This window comes from Colwellia sp. BRX8-5 (assembly GCF_014077325.1).
Lineage (GTDB): Bacteria > Pseudomonadota > Gammaproteobacteria > Enterobacterales > Alteromonadaceae > Colwellia_A.
Genome location: NZ_JACGVR010000001.1, coordinates 141891 through 159023, shown reverse-complemented (window position 1 = coordinate 159023; position 17133 = coordinate 141891). Strand labels below are relative to the sequence as shown.

Annotated in this window: 18 protein-coding genes; 3 read left to right on the top strand and 15 right to left on the bottom strand. The window is 39.1% G+C overall.

Annotated features, from left to right (window positions below; translation table 11 throughout):
- Positions 1–2: 2 nt before the first annotated feature.
- From flgK to H4J62_RS00605, 12 genes are all read right to left on the bottom strand, one after another.
- A complete protein-coding gene (gene flgK / locus H4J62_RS00660; protein WP_182213496.1) occupies positions 3–2036 on the bottom strand; it encodes a flagellar hook-associated protein FlgK in 2034 nt (677 codons plus the stop codon).
- 54 nt (positions 2037–2090) lie between these two features.
- Positions 2091–3206 carry a flagellar assembly peptidoglycan hydrolase FlgJ gene (gene flgJ, locus H4J62_RS00655; RefSeq protein WP_070374647.1) on the bottom strand — a complete coding sequence of 372 codons (1116 nt, stop codon included), beginning with the start codon at positions 3204–3206 and terminating at the stop codon, positions 2091–2093.
- 15 nt (positions 3207–3221) lie between these two features.
- Entirely contained in the window at positions 3222–4346 is a 1125-nt protein-coding gene (locus H4J62_RS00650) for a flagellar basal body P-ring protein FlgI (protein ID WP_404842388.1), read from the bottom strand.
- 35 nt (positions 4347–4381) lie between these two features.
- Positions 4382–5065, bottom strand: a complete 684-nt coding sequence (flgH, locus tag H4J62_RS00645; protein ID WP_070374648.1) for a flagellar basal body L-ring protein FlgH — start codon at positions 5063–5065, stop codon at positions 4382–4384.
- A gap of 16 nt (positions 5066–5081) precedes the next feature.
- Complete coding sequence (gene flgG / locus H4J62_RS00640; protein WP_070374649.1) at positions 5082–5870, bottom strand: flagellar basal-body rod protein FlgG; 789 nt, start codon at positions 5868–5870, stop codon at positions 5082–5084.
- Between the two features lie 28 nt (positions 5871–5898).
- Entirely contained in the window at positions 5899–6642 is a 744-nt protein-coding gene (gene flgF, locus H4J62_RS00635) for a flagellar basal-body rod protein FlgF (RefSeq protein ID WP_146799142.1), read from the bottom strand.
- A 331-nt stretch (positions 6643–6973) separates the two neighbouring features.
- Complete coding sequence (gene flgE, locus H4J62_RS00630) at positions 6974–8389, bottom strand: flagellar hook protein FlgE (protein WP_182213494.1); 1416 nt, start codon at positions 8387–8389, stop codon at positions 6974–6976.
- Between the two features lie 112 nt (positions 8390–8501).
- Complete coding sequence (locus H4J62_RS00625) at positions 8502–9188, bottom strand: flagellar hook assembly protein FlgD (protein ID WP_182213492.1); 687 nt, start codon at positions 9186–9188, stop codon at positions 8502–8504.
- Positions 9189–9209: 21 nt separating this feature from the next.
- On the bottom strand, positions 9210–9629 hold the full coding sequence (flgC, locus tag H4J62_RS00620) for a flagellar basal body rod protein FlgC (protein ID WP_070374653.1): 420 nt from the start codon (positions 9627–9629) through the stop codon (positions 9210–9212).
- 2 nt (positions 9630–9631) lie between these two features.
- Entirely contained in the window at positions 9632–10033 is a 402-nt protein-coding gene (flgB, locus tag H4J62_RS00615) for a flagellar basal body rod protein FlgB (protein WP_070374654.1), read from the bottom strand.
- Positions 10034–10103: 70 nt separating this feature from the next.
- Positions 10104–10937, bottom strand: coding sequence for a protein-glutamate O-methyltransferase CheR (locus H4J62_RS00610; protein WP_182213490.1), 834 nt, complete (start codon positions 10935–10937; stop codon positions 10104–10106).
- A 65-nt stretch (positions 10938–11002) separates the two neighbouring features.
- The gene (locus H4J62_RS00605) at positions 11003–11950 is read right to left on the bottom strand and encodes a chemotaxis protein (RefSeq protein WP_182213488.1); all 948 of its coding nucleotides are present in this window, start codon (positions 11948–11950) and stop codon (positions 11003–11005) included.
- Positions 11951–12133: 183 nt separating this feature from the next.
- On the opposite strand from H4J62_RS00605, the gene flgA reads away from it, so the two are divergent.
- The 3 genes from flgA to flgN all read left to right on the top strand — a co-directional run bounded on the left by flgA (position 12134) and on the right by flgN (position 13681).
- On the top strand, positions 12134–12826 hold the full coding sequence (gene flgA, locus H4J62_RS00600; protein ID WP_182213486.1) for a flagellar basal body P-ring formation chaperone FlgA: 693 nt from the start codon (positions 12134–12136) through the stop codon (positions 12824–12826).
- 74 nt (positions 12827–12900) lie between these two features.
- Positions 12901–13215: a flagellar biosynthesis anti-sigma factor FlgM gene (gene flgM / locus H4J62_RS00595; RefSeq protein WP_070374658.1), complete on the top strand. Its 315-nt coding sequence runs from the start codon at positions 12901–12903 to the stop codon at positions 13213–13215.
- 37 nt (positions 13216–13252) lie between these two features.
- Positions 13253–13681 carry a flagellar export chaperone FlgN gene (gene flgN, locus H4J62_RS00590; protein WP_182213485.1) on the top strand — a complete coding sequence of 143 codons (429 nt, stop codon included), beginning with the start codon at positions 13253–13255 and terminating at the stop codon, positions 13679–13681.
- A 181-nt stretch (positions 13682–13862) separates the two neighbouring features.
- On the opposite strand, the gene H4J62_RS00585 is transcribed toward flgN, so the two are convergent.
- The 3 genes from H4J62_RS00585 to yaaA form a co-directional block, all read right to left on the bottom strand.
- The gene (locus tag H4J62_RS00585; protein WP_182213483.1) at positions 13863–15659 is read right to left on the bottom strand and encodes a TIGR03545 family protein; all 1797 of its coding nucleotides are present in this window, start codon (positions 15657–15659) and stop codon (positions 13863–13865) included.
- Positions 15659–16177 carry a TIGR03546 family protein gene (locus H4J62_RS00580; RefSeq protein ID WP_070374661.1) on the bottom strand — a complete coding sequence of 173 codons (519 nt, stop codon included), beginning with the start codon at positions 16175–16177 and terminating at the stop codon, positions 15659–15661. The genes H4J62_RS00585 and H4J62_RS00580 overlap by 1 nt, the downstream gene beginning before the upstream one ends.
- Positions 16178–16283: 106 nt before the next feature.
- The gene (yaaA, locus tag H4J62_RS00575) at positions 16284–17060 is read right to left on the bottom strand and encodes a peroxide stress protein YaaA (RefSeq protein ID WP_182213482.1); all 777 of its coding nucleotides are present in this window, start codon (positions 17058–17060) and stop codon (positions 16284–16286) included.
- Between the last annotated feature and the right edge of the window lie 73 nt (positions 17061–17133).

Below are 17133 nucleotides of genomic sequence, written 5' to 3'. Positions count from 1 at the left end.
CCTTACCTGACTGCCGATAAAATGGTGTCAAAAATAGTATTTGCTGTAGAGATTATTTGTGATGCCGCTTGATAAGCTTGTTGATATCTCAAAAGGTTGGCAGCTTCTTCATCAAGATTTACACCTGATGTCGCTTGATTGCGGTTATAAGCTTGAGTAAATAAGGCCTGTGCGGTATCTGCTGATAAATCAGCATTACTCGCTTTTGAACCTACTATTGAGGTTGAAACAGCTAAGCTTTCGCTAAAGGTTTGTTTTCCCGCATTGACCACACCTATTTCTTGGGTCTTTGCCATAGCAACTGCATGGTTACCATTACCAACGCCAAAAGCATTACCTAAGGTAAACGTTTCACGTGCATTAGCGCCTGAACCAGCAAGATCACCTTTAATTTCAATTTGAAAATCAGGTGAGCCGGCAGGAATATCAATAATAGCACTCGCCCCTGTTGCATAACTGCCTGATGCTATGGCCGGCGTTCCAGGTGGTGGCGTTGATGTGTTATAGACTCGATACTCAAATATTCCGGTAGGTATTTGTGGTGCTGGCAGTGGTGGTGGTGGTGTTTCATATACATCAACAGTGAGATCATATGCACTCGCTGCAACAGGGTTAGTCACATTAGTAATTTCTATTTTACCATTGCTAATATTGTTACTCGACGGTGTCACCGCAATCGCTGTACTTGCTGCGATGGCATTAGCGTCAGTTAATGTCGCTTGCATTAATGCTGCGCTGTTTTTGGTCGGTACAATAGTAAACTTGTCACCTGCCTGAAGCGTTCCACCCGCTGTTTCAATAAATGAGAAACCGTAATTGGGTGTAGTGGCAGTATGCGTTCCTGCAGGCGAACCTGTACCAGGCATCCCTAGATTTTCGCTTCCACCGGTAGTCAAATTATATAACGTAAAATCAGTACCATCGTAACGTACTTCAAAGTCATCAGTAGATAATAAAGAAACGTCGTTGATAACCACTTGAGGTTGTGTGGTACCCGTGTTTGATGAAGGAGCTAGCACACGACCTTGTTGTAATTGTGTTGCATTAATATCGGTGAAAAAATTTGCCCCTTGAACACCATTTAGATCTAAACCACTGGCTTGACTGTCATTTAATATTGACGATATAGACATAGCTAAGCGATCAATTTCTTTACGCGTTTGATTTAAATGCTGGTCTCTAAATTCAAAATTTGCCGCTAAAGAGCCACCTAACGTAGAACCATTTAATGCCACACGACTATTGCCACTGACTAAACTTAGCTGGGTTTTATTTGGATCGGGATCGCCAGCCTTAACTTGTACTGTCATTGGCGTAATACCGGCAACCAGTGTCGTACCTTGTCCTATCATTACAGTGAGTACACCGTTAGCATCTTCTACGGTAGTCACTTTGGTAAACTTACTTAGCTCACCAATTAGTTGATCTCGTTTATCAAGTAAATCATTAGGTTGCCCTGTTTGATTTAATCCTTGAGTTTGCATAATGGTTTCATTAATTTTTGCTAATTCATTGGATATTTCAGAAATCTTAGTAGCAATTTGTTCAATTTCACCGTTGACCGCTTTGGTCATATTGTCAAAATTATTAGTCAGCTCATTAAAGTCTTTGCTTAAAATATTCGCTTGATTAAGCACAATACTGCGTAAACCTAAATCATTAGGATTGTCAGCAACGCCATTGAGTGATTGGTAAAAACTGTCAAGTGAACCCACCACGGCGTTACCTGAGGTACTCATTACTTGGTCAAGTTGTGTTAAACGCCCTTGTAATAAGTCAGCATTACCGACCTTACTTTGATTAAGCAGTTGTTCTTTATGGGAGAATTGTTCGTATAGACGAGTGATATCGTTAACATAGGTACCAGAGCCAACATAGTTGCCGCCACTGAATAAACCCACCGATGAATTTTGTTCTGCGCGTTGTCGGCTATAACCCTCTGTATTAACATTGGCAATATTATGACCCGTTGTCGCCAGCTGCTGCTGTGCGGCAAGTAAACCACTAACACCTGTGTTATATAAGTTAACCGACATGACTTCACTCCTAACCTAACCAAAACTCAATGCATTTATATGCTGAGCGCTTATTTACTTATTTAGTAAACTGGTTACGGTTCGTAGTGTTCCCTTAATTTTTTCTGCGTATTTGGGATCCGTCGCATAACCAGCACTCTGTAGGTTATGCAGGAAGTGTTCCACATCGCCAGCTTTGTCTAATGCATTTTTATAGCGTTCGCTGTTTGAGAGAAACTGCATGTAATCATTAACGCTGTCACTAATGGTTTCATAAACGCGAAAGGGCTCACGTTTTTTAACCATAGCACCTTGTTCAAATTCAAGGGTTTCCTTATTGATTTTGTCGCCATCCCAGCGTTTATCCGCTTTAATGTTAAACAAGTTATTAGAGCTTTGACCACTTTCTGTTTTGATGATTTTTTGTCCCCAGCCAGTTTCTAATGCGGCTTGAGCTATAACAACTTCAAAGGGAATATTTAACTTTTCTTCAACTCGTTTAGCATCTTCAGTTAATGCCATAACAAAGTCTTTAGGTTGCTGATACTGAGGCTCTTGCATGGCAAGCATTTCATAAACAGACGGTTTGTTATCTAACGAATTTACCGTGTTAGACGAAGAAGGCGCTCGTTGTGGCATATCAAATAATGCTTGTCGATTATTAGTTGAACGATCACCCGAGTCATTAGTTTGACGATCCTCGGCCGAAATAAGGATCCCTGTGTCGACAATTGACTTGCCTTTATTATTATCTTCACTGAGTAAGCCGTTACTTTTACTGAAGCGATTATCACTTTGTAAAAATGACTGCGGGGTAAAACTTTCAGTGTCACCACCTAGCTGGCGAACGATTAAGTCCGATAAACCTAAAGAGCCGTTATTTGATAATTCTAATGACATTTGTTGGTCATGCATATCACGATAAAATTTTGTACTTTCTGAATTAAAGGGACTATCTGACTCTAAAACGTCTTGTGCTTTACGCATACTTTTCATCAGCATTTGCATGAAAATCGCTTCAAACTGCTTGGCCGCTGTTTGTAAAGCCGCATCTTTTGAGCCTTTATCAGTTTCTTTAGACTGTTGGCGAATAGAATTCAAGCCATTGATGTCTAAAAAATTCTGAGAATTAGCGGTCACAGATGCCTGCGGTGCCAATGAAGTTAGTGATGATTGATTCGGTGTAATCATAAGCTTTATTGATCATTAAATAATGATCAATTCTCCTCGTAATGCACCCGCTTGTGATAGCGCTTCAAGAATAGCCATAACATCACCAGGGCCCGCCCCAATTTCATTAATCGCTCGAACGAGTGTGTCTAAGCTTACCCCCGGATCAAAAACAAACATCCGGTTATCATCTTTATTAACGTTAACGATAGATTGATTCGTTACCGCCGTATTACCATCAGCAAAAGCATTAGGCTGAGAGACATCTCGTGTTTCATTAATCGTTACCGTAATACCACCATGAGTAATGGCGGCAGGCAATAAACGCACATCAGAGCCGATCACGATGGTACCAGTACGGGAGTTAACAATAACTTTCGCCGCCGGACGTGAAGGTTCAAATTCTAAATTTTCTAAGGCAGCCAAAAAGCTGACTCGTTGGCTCGCATCTCTTGGTGCATTGACTTGAATAGAGGTTGCATCAATAGCGCGAGCAATAAAAGTGGCGGGGTCGTTAATGTTAGCAAACTCGCTATTAATGACTCGCTCTAGACTTCTCGCACTACTGAAATCAGAATCTCTAAGATTAAAGGTAATATAATCGCCAGAAGTAAATGGTGAAATAACTTCACGTTCAACCATAGCACCATTAGCAATACGGCCTACGGTTGGTGTATTAACAATAACTTTTGAGCCATCTAAACCTTCAGCACCTAAACCGCTAACGACTAAACTGCCTTGAGCAACGGCATAAGCATTACCATCAATACCCATGAGAATAGTTTGTATTAATGTTCCACCACGTAAGCTTTGCGCACTGCCCATTGAAGAAACTGTAATATCAATTCTTTGGCCGGGTTTAGTAAATGCGGGTAACTCAGCATGAACAGCAACCGCAGCAACATTTTTAATTTTTGGTTTTAAATTAGCCGGCATAGTAATACCAAAATTACTTAGCATGGTTTTAAAACTTTGTTCGGTAAATGGACTTTGTTCGCCTGTGCCAGGTAAACCCACCACTAAACCATAACCTATCAATTGATTACTTCGGACACCAGCAACATCGGCTAAATCTTTAATTCGCTGTGCAGAGCTCATCGAACTAAACAAAAATGTTAGCACCAAGACAGTAACTTTCATACTTGTGAAAAAAGTGTTCATAATAATACCTATTGAAAGTTTTTGTTCAATTAACCCTACAGGGGCCACCAAGAGCTAGTAAAGAAACTCGATAACCAACCTTGTTCTTGTACATCAGCAAAAGTCCCTGTACCTGCATATTCAATCCGCGCATTGGCGATTTTACCAGAAACAATGGTGTTACTAGAGCTAATATCTTGTGCGCGAATAACACCGGTTAAGCGAATAAATTCGTCACCGTTATTTAAAGTCATCCATTTTTCACCACGGATCATCAAATTGCCATTGGGCAAAACACGCAAAACATGTACAGAAATATGACCGTTTAAGCTATTACCTTGGTTAGACTTTGAATCACCACTAAAGTCAGAGCCTTGGTTATAGCCAAATTGAATGGCATTATTTTTAAAGTTTACTGCAGCGCCGCCTAAACCAATAATAGGATCTAAACTGGCACTATTTTCTTTACTCAACTCTGTTTTAGCATTTTTCTGTGCTTGTGTACTTTCACTTAACGTCACTGAAATAATGTCACCAACACGATGAGCTTTTGAGTCAGAATAAATATTATTAACGTAGTTAGCTCTAAATAGTGAACCCGTCGGGATAATAGAGGCTTCTTCCATTTCGGGTAAAATTGGCGCAAAGTCAGGATCGTCAGGTAACGTTTTTGCCTGTTCAACACTGGCACAACCCGTTATTGATAAAAAAAAGATAACTAAGACTAAGTGAATTTTCATAAGAGATTCCTTAACGCTATAACTGCTGATTAATATAACTAAGCATTTCATCAACTGCTGAAATTACTTTTGAGTTCATTTCATATACCCGTTGACTTTCAATCAAGTTAACAAGTTCTTCGGTGGTATTTACATTCGAGGTTTCTAGCGCGCCTTGCACTATCATGCCAAAACCTTCTAAACCTGGAACCCCTTCTTGTGGAGCACCACTAACCGCTGTTTGAATGTATAAATTTTGCCCTATTGGCTGCAAACCGGTCGGGTTAACAAAGTTAACTGTATTAATTTGACCGATAACAGCAGGATCAGGTTGCCCCTGAAGAGTTACAGAGACTTCACCATCTTGAGAAACAATAATACTTAACGCATCAGGCGGAATAGTTATTTGTGGTTGAATTAAATAACCCGCGCCCGGTGTAACCATATTGCCCTCTTCATCCATGGTAAATTGACCATTTCTTGAATATGACGATGTACCGTCAGGGAGTTGCACTTCAAAAAAACCTTCACCTTGGATCATTAGATCTAAAGCGTTATCGGTAGTTTGCATATCACCTTGGGTATGAATTTTTTGCGTAGCCACCACTTTTGTACCCGCGCCAAGCATTAAGCCTGAAGGCATCTCTGTATCTTGTGCAGAGCGACCACCTGGCTGATTAATCGTTTGATAGAGTAAATCTTCAAATACGGCACGACTTTTCTTAAAACCTATGGTACTGGCGTTAGCTAAATTATTAGAAATTACCGCAATATCTTTTGTTTGCGCATCTAACCCTGTTTTACTTATCCATAATGCTGGGTTCATAAATCACCTCAAAAATTATTTATTTAAATTAGAAAGCACGTAATAAAGATGCTGAACTTGCATCAACTTCTTCCGCTGTTTTCATGAGTTTTAATTGCATTTCAAACTGACGTTGCAAAGAAATCATCGCGGTCATCTCCCCAATAGGGTTTACGTTGCTTGCTTCAAGCATGCCATTTTCGACTTTGACATTGACGTCAGCATTCTCATTTAGTCCATCTTTTCGACGAAACAAGCCATCAGCACCTTTTGCTAACTCTTGCACCCTCGGGTTAACCATTTTTAGACGACCCACTTCTTCTTGAAGAGAACTCGGTGCTCCTTCAGGCTGAACCATGATGGTGCCATCTTTACTGATATGAATATTATTGACTGGTAGAGGTATAAATATCGGGCCAGTATCTCCTAAGACAAGCTCACCTTTAGAGGTTTCTAAAGCACCTTCTTCGTTGAGTCTAAATTGGCCATCACGTGTATAACCTTCAGTACCATTTTCAGCTTGAACAGCAAACCAACCCGGCCCTTGAATGGCAAGATCTAAATCTCGAGAAGTTTGCATCAAAGAACCACTGTCAAAGTTTTGGCTGGCATTTTCTGTCATGGCAAACACACGAGAAGGCAAGCCTTCGCCAAAAGCTTGCATTGAACGCGCCTGTGCTAAATCGGCTTTAAAACCCGTAGTCTTAGCGTTAGCAAGGTTGTTAGCATTAACGGCAAGCGAATGCATATTTTGTTTCGCACCGCTCATTGCGATATAAAGCATTTTGTCCATAACAGATCTCTAAAATTGTATCTTACAATGAGAAATGCAATAACAGTGCCAGAAGAAATAGAACAGGAAAAGGAAGATGAAAAAATAATCGTTTTATCGTCAACGAAAAGGAACCGACTGAGGTTTTGAAAGAAAGGTGGTTTGATAAAGACCATCCGCTGCTCGGGCATTGACACATAAAGAAGTATTAATGCGATGAAGACATGGATGCATAAGAATAGCTATGTTTCGCTCTACATCTATACCGTTCATCCTGAACAGAAAAAGAGATAAAACATTTTACGTTTTATCTCTTTTATTTATTATAGACTAGATTATTTTAAAGATTTATTTATCGAATCTGTAGAATAGTTTGGTTTAGCTGGTTATCAACTTCTAGTGCACGAGAGTTAGCCTGAAAATTTCGTTGTGCTGAAATTAAGTCGATTAATTCTGTGGTTAAGTTAACGTTTGATTGCTCTAATGCCGATGAATTAATAGTACCAAAAGTACCTGAACCCGCCTCACCAGCCAATGCTTCACCGGAACTAATACTTTCTTTCCATGAAGTATTACCAATTTGCGTTAAGCCCTGTTCATTGGCAAAGTTTACTAAAGCAATGCGTGATAATGGTTCTGAGGTACCATTACTGTAAGTCGCTCGAATTAAACCATCACTACCAATATCTATACCGGTTAATCGACCAACCGCTAAGCCATCTTGCTCAAGCGAAGTCACTTCAAAGTTTGAAGCAAACTGCGTAGGTTCATTTGGATTAGGGCCAAGAGGGTCTAGATTAAAATTAATTTTCACGGTTTGAGTTGGATCAGCACCATTGGCTAATATTGTCGCTCCAAGTGCCACGGTAATAGCACCACCGTCACCTGGCATAGGTAATTGTGCAACAAAATCACCTGAAGAATCAAAGTACATACGCATGCCAGTAACACCGCCACTTGCTGATAACGGACCTGAACTACCGCCACCTTGTGGATTTGTTATTAGCGTTCCTGGAGCTGCCGTTGGATCTGGATCTGTCTGTCCACCTGGATCAGCTAAATCTACCGGTATGCCATCAACGCCAGCAAACATCATCCACTCGTTAGCATCAGACGAAGGATTATCTTTAATAAAGTAATAAGTCATTATATGACTATCACCTAATGAATCAAAAATAGTCACTGAAGTTGAATGGTTAAAAGTCAAAGGATCATCGGGATCAAAGTTACCTGGCGCACTACTAATGAAAGAATCACCCGCAGGTAAGTTCATTCGTACATCTACTTCACTGGTTTTTTGAGGAGCACCAGAGGCCGTAGGAATACGAATAGGCTCTGCCGTACTTAAACTTACCGACGCAGAGGTGCCGTCAGGGTTAACTGGGAAACCTAATAAATGCTCACCCGCAGAGTTAACAACAAAGTTACTGTCGTTTAATTTAAACTGACCTGCTCGGGTATATGACGTTTCTAAGGAGTCAAGTTCAGGTACTGTTGCATAAAAACCATTACCCGTAACGGCTAAATCTAACGCGTTATTAGTAAACTGAATACTACCTTGCTGAAACTGCTGAGCGACATCTGCCGTCAAAACACCGTCACCCACTTTTGTTTTACCAGAAGCAAGTAATGATGCTGCATACACATCAACAAATTCCGCACGCGACTCTTTAAAGCCGGTGGTATTAACGTTAGCGATGTTATTTGATGTAACATCCAAATCTTTTTGAGCAGCGTTTAATCCGCTCAACGCTATATTAAATGACATAATTGCACCTCATATAAAAAACTGTTTATCTTAATTATTTCTAATTTTCGAGTATTCACTCTTCATTGAAATAACAGTGGCTTAAATTTATTTAGTTCGAAGAACTATTAATTTAACCTTCTGATACTTCCACCACATCTGCTAGTGCCATGGAACTGCCACCATTAAGATTTAATAAAATATTTCCACCTGCACCGGCTAACGTCACACTATCAACTTTACGATAGGTCATCGCTTGTAATTCTGATGCTTCACCTTCCACTAATCCTGCAATTCTAAAACGATAAGCACCTTGTGGAGCGGGCTCGCCATTTGTCATCTTGCCGTCCCAATTAAAGGTAAACTCACCTGCAGCCACACTGCCAACAGGAACTGTTTGAATAAGTTCTCCAGCGGTGTTTTCAACATAAATATTCACATTACTTGCCGCTTTATCAGTGATCATTTTGCCTTTAACGGCTTCACCTTCAGCCATACCAAAAACATTATCATCAACTAGAACGCTACGACCCACTAACGAGGAGGCTTGTAATGCTTGACTCGATGACATGGATGCAGCAAATGATGTAAATTGTTCATTTAGCGTTGCCACACCGTCAGTCGTTGAAAACGCAGTCATTTGCGAAATCATTTCATTATTTTCAACGGGCTTAGTCGGATCTTGATGAGAAAGCTCTTTGGTCAGTAACGCAAAGAAATCTTCTTGCGTTAACATACCATTGCCATTATCCGTCGTTGTAACATCTTCCTTTTGCCAGCGCATGCCATCTAAAGGTTTACTTCCGCTTACTGTTTCCATATTTTATCCCACCTTTAATTGTTACTTGCCAAGCTGTAAGGTTTTATTCAGCATATTTTTTGCTGATTCAGCCAATTGAACATTTGTTTGATATGAGCGTGATGCTGAAATCATATTGGTCATTTCTTCAATCACGTTTACATTGGGTTTATAAATGAAACCATCTTTATCTGCCATTGGGTGTCCCGGAGAGTGCTGAATATTTAAAGGCTGATCGCTTTCCACAATGCCTAAAACTTTGACACCTACGCCTGAGTCATCTTGTCCTGCGGCAGCTTTTTGCATCTCTGCGGCAAAAACCGGATGCCGTGCTCGATAGGTTGCATCAACACTACTGCTAACACTATCAGCATTAGCAATGTTACTTGCGGTGGTATTTAAGCGAACAGATTGAGCGCTCATACCCGTGCCAGATATAGTAAATACGTTAAATAGGCTCATAATTATTGCCCTGCTCCGGTGATGGCTTTTTTCAAGCCTTTAATCCTGCCAGTAAGAAATTGAATGCTGGCTTGATACTGCATTGAGTTTTCTAGATACAAGTTTCGTTCCACTTGTGCATCTACGGTATTACCATCGCCAGTATCTGGTTGATCTGGTGTTCTAAATTGCACCCCATTATTGGTTGCAATGCGAACATCAAAATGCTTTTCGTGGGTTCGTGACATACCTGATTGTTGCTTTTGAGAGGCTTGCGCTAAGGCAGACTTAAAGTCCATGCCCTTGGCTTTATAGCCAGGTGTATCTGCATTAGCAATATTACTAGCAATAACTTCTGCACGTTTAGAACGAACAGCAAGTGTTTGTGGGTGAATGCCAAGTGCTTTTTCAAAAGTGATAGCCATAGTGTTACCTCCAAATCAATGAAGATAACTATACAATTTCTATGCCAACGGGGAGTTTAGTGGGGGGATATTAAGTCTTTTTTTGATAAATGATACCAGGATTACAGCGAACCATATCAAAGTTTTGGTTTAAACCCGTTAAGGATTCCGAGGCGCCAAGAAAGAGATAGCCGTTAGGATTTAGCACGCCTTCAATTTGAGATATTATTTGCTTTTTAATTTCTGGTGCGAAGTAAATCAATACGTTACGGCAAAATACAATATCAAACTTACCCATTAAACTATAACTATTTAGGAGATTTAGTTGCCTAAAGCTAACCATTTTCTTAACCGAGTCTTTGACTTTTGACATACCTTTATCGCCATTTTCAAAAAACATTCTTTTGCGTTCGGCTGATAAACCTCGTGACAAAGCTAAATTGTCATAATGGCCATACTTACAATGCTCAAGCATAGTATTGGAGATATCAGTGCCAATAATTTGAACACCTCCCGAAAACGCAGCAGGATTACTTTGCTTAAATTCTTGAACTGCCATCGCAATAGAATAAGGTTCTTGACCTGAAGAACTTGCCGCTGACCAAATTTTTAAAGGCGTTCTTTGATTTTTAAACTCAGGAAGTAAGCGTTTTTTCAATAGTTCAAAGGGGTACTCATCGCGAAACCACAAGGTTTCGTTGGTCGTCATGGCGTCGATAACTGCGGCGCGTAACTGCCTTTCAATTGGACTGAGAGTACGAGTGACTAAATCACCTAATGTGGTAACATCAAATTTAGCCATTAAAGGGGCTAAACGGCTTTTTACTAGGTATTGTTTATTTTCACCTAAGACGATGCCACATTGTTTCTCTAGGAAGACTCTAAACTGATGATAACTGCTATCATCAAGCTGTCGGATTGACACTTCGATATTCCGCCTTAAATTATTATTATCATTTATTAACGATAGAATACGCTAAAAATAATGGGTTAATTAGCATTATTTGCTAGTTCATCTTTCTTTAACCATTTTTTTACTGCTGTGGCTAACTCATCAGGATGAAACTTTGGAATAAAATCTTCTGCACCAACTTTAGCAACCATGGCATTATTAAAAACACCACTTAGCGAAGTATGTAAAATAACCGGCATGGCTTTCAATCGATCATTATTTTTAATCTCAGCGGTTAAGGTGTAACCGTCCATTTCAGGCATTTCTATATCAGAGATAAGTAAAGCCACTTTTTCGGTAATTGATGTATGACACTCGGCTTCTATAGCAAGTAATTGATCTAAAGCGTCTTGGCCATTTTTAGCTAACAACATTGTTAAGCCTAATGGCTCTAGAGCTCTTCTCACCTGATTTCGAGCTACGGTTGAATCATCCGCGATCATAATTACCCGTTCGCCAAGACTAACTCCGACACTCGCATCAACAACACCTTCACTGAGTTCTGTTGAAATAGGACTAATTTCATTTAAAATTTTCTCTACATCTAAAATAGAGACCATTTTTTTGTCTATTTCTGTAACCGCCGTTAAATAGCTTGATTTGCCAGCACCTTCTGGAGGGGGCATGATATCTTTCCAGCTTAACGTGACGATTCTCTCAACACCGCCAACTAAAAAGCCCTGCACACTGCGATTATATTCTGCAATAATGACAAAGGAATTTTCATCTGGCACTATTTCTGGGCCACCTGTCGATTTGCTCAAATCGATCACTGAAATGGTTTGGCCACGAATATGGGCAACACCTTTAATAAAAGGGTCTTGTCCTGGCAGTAAGGTTAAGCGCGGACAAGGCATAACTTCACGTACTTTAAAAACATTAATACCAAAACGTTGTGGTCCGATTAAACGAAAAAGTAATAATTCAAGCCTATTCTGTCCAACCAACTGAGTGCGTTGATTTACTGAGTCTAAAATTCCTGCCATACAAACCTCATTTTACTTAATTCACAAAAAGGCACACTTCTTGATTGTGCTTACAGATACATATTGAACGTTCAATTTTTTGACGTTTAGTGCGTATTCGTCTGTTTTTAATTATTGTTAAACTATACATAAATTAAGCATAGACGAGTATTTTAATTTCCCTAGCAAATAGTTGACAAATTTATGAGCATATTCAAGATATTTATCATTCTTTCGCTAATCTCAGCGCTTTTTTCAAATCTAGCCTTTGCCCAAACGATGGACAGACAGCAACTTCAAGATTTTGTTACCCAATTTATAAAAAATAACACGCCATTGCCAAAGCAAGGAAAGATAAACGTTTCAGTCTCTACTTTAGATCCCAGAATTATTATTCAACCTTGTTTAACACCTTTAATCGCAAATATACCTGAAAATCATAATGGTAGAAACGTAAATGTTAAAATAAATTGCGACGACCCATCGTCTTGGTATCTTTATATTCCTGCAAAAATTCAAGTGGTCATACCGGTAGTTGTTGCAAAAAGTATCATTAGTAAGGGCAGTAGAGTTGATAGTTCAAATGTCACCATTGAATATCGCGATAAATATAGAATTCGTGGTGAGAGCTTAGATGATACCAGAATCGTTATTGGTACCCGAGCTAAAAGAAAGTTGAGGGCGGGTGTGATTCTAACTAAAAAAAATATTTGTTTTGTTTGCAAAGGCAGCCATGTCACGCTTATTGCGCAATCGAATACCTTGACAATAAAAACCTCCGGCATAGCCCTTGAAGACGGGGGGCTTGGCGAGCAAATAGCGGTTGAAAATGAAGGCAGTGGTAGAACGGTAACAGGGCGAGTATCGGCTATCAACGAAGTGATAATTAATTTATAATAATGGTTAAGTTATTAGGCTGCTTGCCGATAACAAGATAGTGAATATCAACCCGTTATCTATAGGATAGTATTATGGCTATAAATATCAATAACTTGTCAAACAACAGTCAGGTAAAGCAAAAGCTTGATCAACAAGTACAAGTCAAACAGCAAGCCACACAAAATGCAGCAAGTAGTGAACAAGGAAGATCTGTAGGTAAAGATTCAGTCTCTTTAACACCACAAGCTCAACAGTTAAATGAGTTACAAAAGAAAGCGAATGACGCACCAGCCGTTGATCAGAAAAAAATCGATCAACTCAAAAAAGCCATTGCAAATGGTGAGTATAAAGTTGATCCTGAAAAGCTTGCTGCCAGTATAGCAAATTTCGAATTTAAACTAGGCTAACAGTTTACTGTTAACCTAATCACAGGAGTTACACCTGATGACAGCGTTAGCAGCAGAGCAATTAATTGCTCAACAGTTACATAACCTACAGCAGCTTGAAGAGCTGCTCAGCGTTGAAAAAGAAGTCTTACAAAAACAAAGCCCACAAGCATTAACTGCCGTTACCGAGCAAAAAGAGGCTTTGCTAAAAGCCATACAGCAACTTGATGAACAAAACGCTCAAAATATTATTTTGAAAAACGAAGTTAAATCAGGTATTCATCAGCAAGAGATTGCTGAAATTGAAGCTATTTTACTGCGTTGTAAAGACAAAAATCAGGTTAACGGTCAAATCATACAGCAATCTTCACTTGCCGCTGAACGCATGAAAAACTCCTTGCTTGAGAATCATAACCGCTCATCAATGACCTACAATAGTAAGGGCAAGAAAAGTGGTGGCCTTAGCAGTTTAGGCATTAAAGCTTAGTAAAAACAACACGCTAATTAACAACAAAAAGCCTCAACTTAACAATAAGCTGAGGCTTTTTTTACAGAAAAAACTAAAACGACTTTATTAAACGAGTTTAGCTTGGCCGCTCAGCTCCCCCCTTGGCAGCTACGATAGCTGAGCGTAAACTTGTCATTAATGATGAGTAAGCTAAGCAAGCCTAACCAAATAGTTTCCCTAGTTTTTCTTTTGCTTTATCTTTGAGCTTATCTTTTTGTTTATCTTCAAACTCTTTCTTTTTCGCTGCGACGATATCTGAGTTAATCAGCTCATCTAATGCTTTATCGCTATCTCCAATCAGTGCTTCAACATCCATTAGAGACTCGGCTTCCTTATTACTTCCCCCTAAAGCTTGAGTAAGCTTAGTGTTTAACCCTGCTTTAATGTCAGATTTGAAGCTTGTTAATTTAGTTGATACTTGCTGCACCATTGAATCTTTTAATTGGTTATCAAGTGGTGATGAGATAGATAACGTCGGAGCCGTTATTTTACCTTTTGCAGCTATGGTTAACGCCAACGACTTAAGAGACTGAACTGTGTCAATAAAGAGTGTACTTAACTTCGAAGTGCCAGCACCACTATATTGAGTATTAGCTAGGTTAAGTTTATTTTCACTGTCAATTTGGTCATCAATGAATGAAAAAGACCCCTTACCTGATAATAAACCACTGTTAAGATCTAAAGTAAAAGCACTTGATTTTTGTAGTGAAACATCTTTTAAGGTGACATCGGCAAGTTGCCACTGCCCCTTACCTGTTAAAACATCTTGCTTATCTAGTGAGAAAGCTAACCCTAAGGTTAATTTCCCCGAGCCCTGTACATTGTCACTTTTAACGTTAATAACACTGTTATTACCTCGTACCCAGTGCTGATGTGTCAATTCTTTGCCGCTAATTGCAAATTCACCTTGTGGCAATATTAAAGAAAAATTTGCTTGTTCGATAAGTACGTCGGGCAAAGGTGTTTCATCATTAAACTGCACATAACGACCTTGATCACTTGCTACTGGTGCTTCTTTGTCGACTTTTGAAGATTTAATTAGCGGTGCTATATTTCGATAAACAGTATCAGCATAACCAAAGTATTCTCTTGCTTGCTCACCAAACAACAAGTGAGCAAAATCAGCACCATCGACACTGTCAAGTTGGTACTTGCTCTCAATGTTTTTCCAATCCGCGCTTGGCGCATCTTTTAAAGCTTTAGTCTGTTCGCTTAATAATGTTTTTGAAGCGCTAACTTGCTGCTTTGCTTTGTTCATGACCACTTGATCAGCTTCGAACTTCGTTTTTAGCGCAGTAAAATCTTTATTAAGCTTTTCAAGATCGGCTAAACTTTCTATCTTAATATTAGCGAGTTGCTCTACTTGCTTTTTATAGTCTGCTAACGCGTCTTTAGTCGGAAGTGTTTCATAAGCAGCTTGCAGCTTTTTCTTTTCGATTTGATAACTTTGCTCTAAAGCTTTGCCACGTTTGACCGTTAGCAAATCACTATTATTGAGTAAATCTTCAGCTTTAGGTAGGCTAACATCAAGTTTAGGTAACATTGAATCACCTACACCGTCACTGCCATTTTCAGTATCATCACCAAGCCTATAGACTTCACCTACAGACTGCCTAGGCTGATCGATTCTTAACTCAGCAACGTTTAACTCGCTAATATATAACTTACCAAATAAATATTGCCAAACATCGACACCGGCTGAGGCTTGTGAAAAACTCACCAAATTATGGCTAGGTTTTTCAGGATCGGTTGCTTGGAAACCTTCAATACTCAGTGTTAAGGGTAAATAGTTAATTTCAACTTCACTAACATTAACCTCTGCACCTAGATACCATTCGCCTGATTTTTCTATACCTTTCTTAACTAAAGCGTCTGCAAATAAATAAATAAAAGCGATCATTAATCCCATGACCACAAAAAAACCAACTAGCCCTTTCCAACGAATAAAACGACTCATTACAACTCTCCTTGGCCAGAAACGTGGCTATAAATACGGTAGAACTTTGATGCTTTTAATGCCTTAACAATACGGAACTTCTCAAAGAAGGCTTTAATATGTAGTCGATACTTTTCAATTAAAAAATTACTTAGATAATATAACGGCACCGCTAATAAACAGCCAAGCACCAAAGCACCCAACGTATAAGTATGGTGAAGATGGCCTAGTTTAAATAACGAAGACTGATATAAAGCATCAAATAAAGGGTGTAATGACTTTGCTGTTAGTAATGACTCACCAACAGTAACGATCAATGATGACAACAAATAACTTAACCCTTTAAAGAATCCCCAAGCGACTATAAAACCGCCGATATTGACTCTTAAAAATAAAACCACGAATATAAAAGCAATATTATGCAAGGTAAGCAGTGGCGATAGTCCAACGATAAAACCTAACGCTATGGCCAATGATATTTGCCGAGTAGAGCTTTCTGAGTTCAGTGCATTGAACAGTTTAGCGAGTAATGTAAGCATTCCTTTTCCTTTTTTGTGTTCTCTTGCTATGTATTTACCACTTAAAGCTTAGTGGGTTAAGTATAACTAAGTAAATAAACTAAAGCAGGCTTATGCATTAGCGCTACTATTGCATTTCTTTACGGGTATAAACAAAATCATTACCTTGACTCATTTCTTCACTATATTGATAGCCAGCAACATCAAAGGATTTAAGTTGTTCAACCTCTGTTAAGCGATGTTCAATGATATAACGTGCCATTAAACCTCGTGCTTTTTTGGCAAAGAAACTGATCATTTTAAATTGACCATTTTTCCAATCTTTAAATGCTGGAGTAATTATTTCACCTTGAAGCTTTTTTTTATTTACTGATTTAAAATATTCATTAGAGGCTAGGTTAATTAACACTTTATCACCCTGCTGGGCCAATGCTTCATTGACATGGTCAGTAATAATGTCTCCCCAAAACTGATACAAGTTGCTGCCACGATCATTCGCTAACCTTGAACCCATTTCTAAGCGGTAGGCTTGCATTAAATCAAGAGGTTTGAGTAAACCGTATAATCCTGACAAAATTCTCATGTGTTTTTGTGCGAAATCAAAATCATCTTCATTAAATGTTTTGGCGTCTAATCCGGTATAAACATCACCATTAAACGCTAATACCGCTGGGCGAGCATTATCAACAGTAAAAGGCATTGACCATTCACCAAATCGAGCAGCGTTTAACCCAGCAAGTTTATCACTAATGCCCATTAAGGTTGATATCTCTGCAGGTGTTAATTTTTGGCAATGGTCAATTAAATCTTTACTGTGCGCTAAAAGCTCAGGTTGAGAAAATTTATTAGTGGGTAATGGTGACTCAAAGTCTAAGTTTTTAGCTGGAGAAACAACAAGTAGCATAACGGTCCCGTTTAATACAATATCAAAATATATAACCCATATAATACAATAAATCCGCTAAACATGAAGATAA

Coding starts and splice junctions, on each gene's coding strand:
- flgK (WP_182213496.1), bottom strand. CDS start 2,036: ATGTCGGTTAACTTATATAACACAGGTGTTAGTGGTTTACTTGCCGCA.
- flgJ (WP_070374647.1), bottom strand. CDS start 3,206: ATGATTACACCGAATCAATCATCACTAACTTCATTGGCACCGCAGGCA.
- H4J62_RS00650 (WP_404842388.1), bottom strand. CDS start 4,346: ATGAACACTTTTTTCACAAGTATGAAAGTTACTGTCTTGGTGCTAACA.
- flgH (WP_070374648.1), bottom strand. CDS start 5,065: ATGAAAATTCACTTAGTCTTAGTTATCTTTTTTTTATCAATAACGGGT.
- flgG (WP_070374649.1), bottom strand. CDS start 5,870: ATGAACCCAGCATTATGGATAAGTAAAACAGGGTTAGATGCGCAAACA.
- flgF (WP_146799142.1), bottom strand. CDS start 6,642: ATGGACAAAATGCTTTATATCGCAATGAGCGGTGCGAAACAAAATATG.
- flgE (WP_182213494.1), bottom strand. CDS start 8,389: ATGTCATTTAATATAGCGTTGAGCGGATTAAACGCTGCTCAAAAAGAT.
- H4J62_RS00625 (WP_182213492.1), bottom strand. CDS start 9,188: ATGGAAACAGTAAGCGGAAGTAAACCTTTAGATGGCATGCGCTGGCAA.
- flgC (WP_070374653.1), bottom strand. CDS start 9,629: ATGAGCCTATTTAACGTATTTACTATATCTGGCACGGGTATGAGCGCT.
- flgB (WP_070374654.1), bottom strand. CDS start 10,033: ATGGCTATCACTTTTGAAAAAGCACTTGGCATTCACCCACAAACACTT.
- H4J62_RS00605 (WP_182213488.1), bottom strand. CDS start 11,950: ATGGCAGGAATTTTAGACTCAGTAAATCAACGCACTCAGTTGGTTGGA.
- flgA (WP_182213486.1), top strand. CDS start 12,134: ATGAGCATATTCAAGATATTTATCATTCTTTCGCTAATCTCAGCGCTT.
- flgM (WP_070374658.1), top strand. CDS start 12,901: ATGGCTATAAATATCAATAACTTGTCAAACAACAGTCAGGTAAAGCAA.
- flgN (WP_182213485.1), top strand. CDS start 13,253: ATGACAGCGTTAGCAGCAGAGCAATTAATTGCTCAACAGTTACATAAC.
- H4J62_RS00585 (WP_182213483.1), bottom strand. CDS start 15,659: ATGAGTCGTTTTATTCGTTGGAAAGGGCTAGTTGGTTTTTTTGTGGTC.
- H4J62_RS00580 (WP_070374661.1), bottom strand. CDS start 16,177: ATGCTTACATTACTCGCTAAACTGTTCAATGCACTGAACTCAGAAAGC.
- yaaA (WP_182213482.1), bottom strand. CDS start 17,060: ATGCTACTTGTTGTTTCTCCAGCTAAAAACTTAGACTTTGAGTCACCA.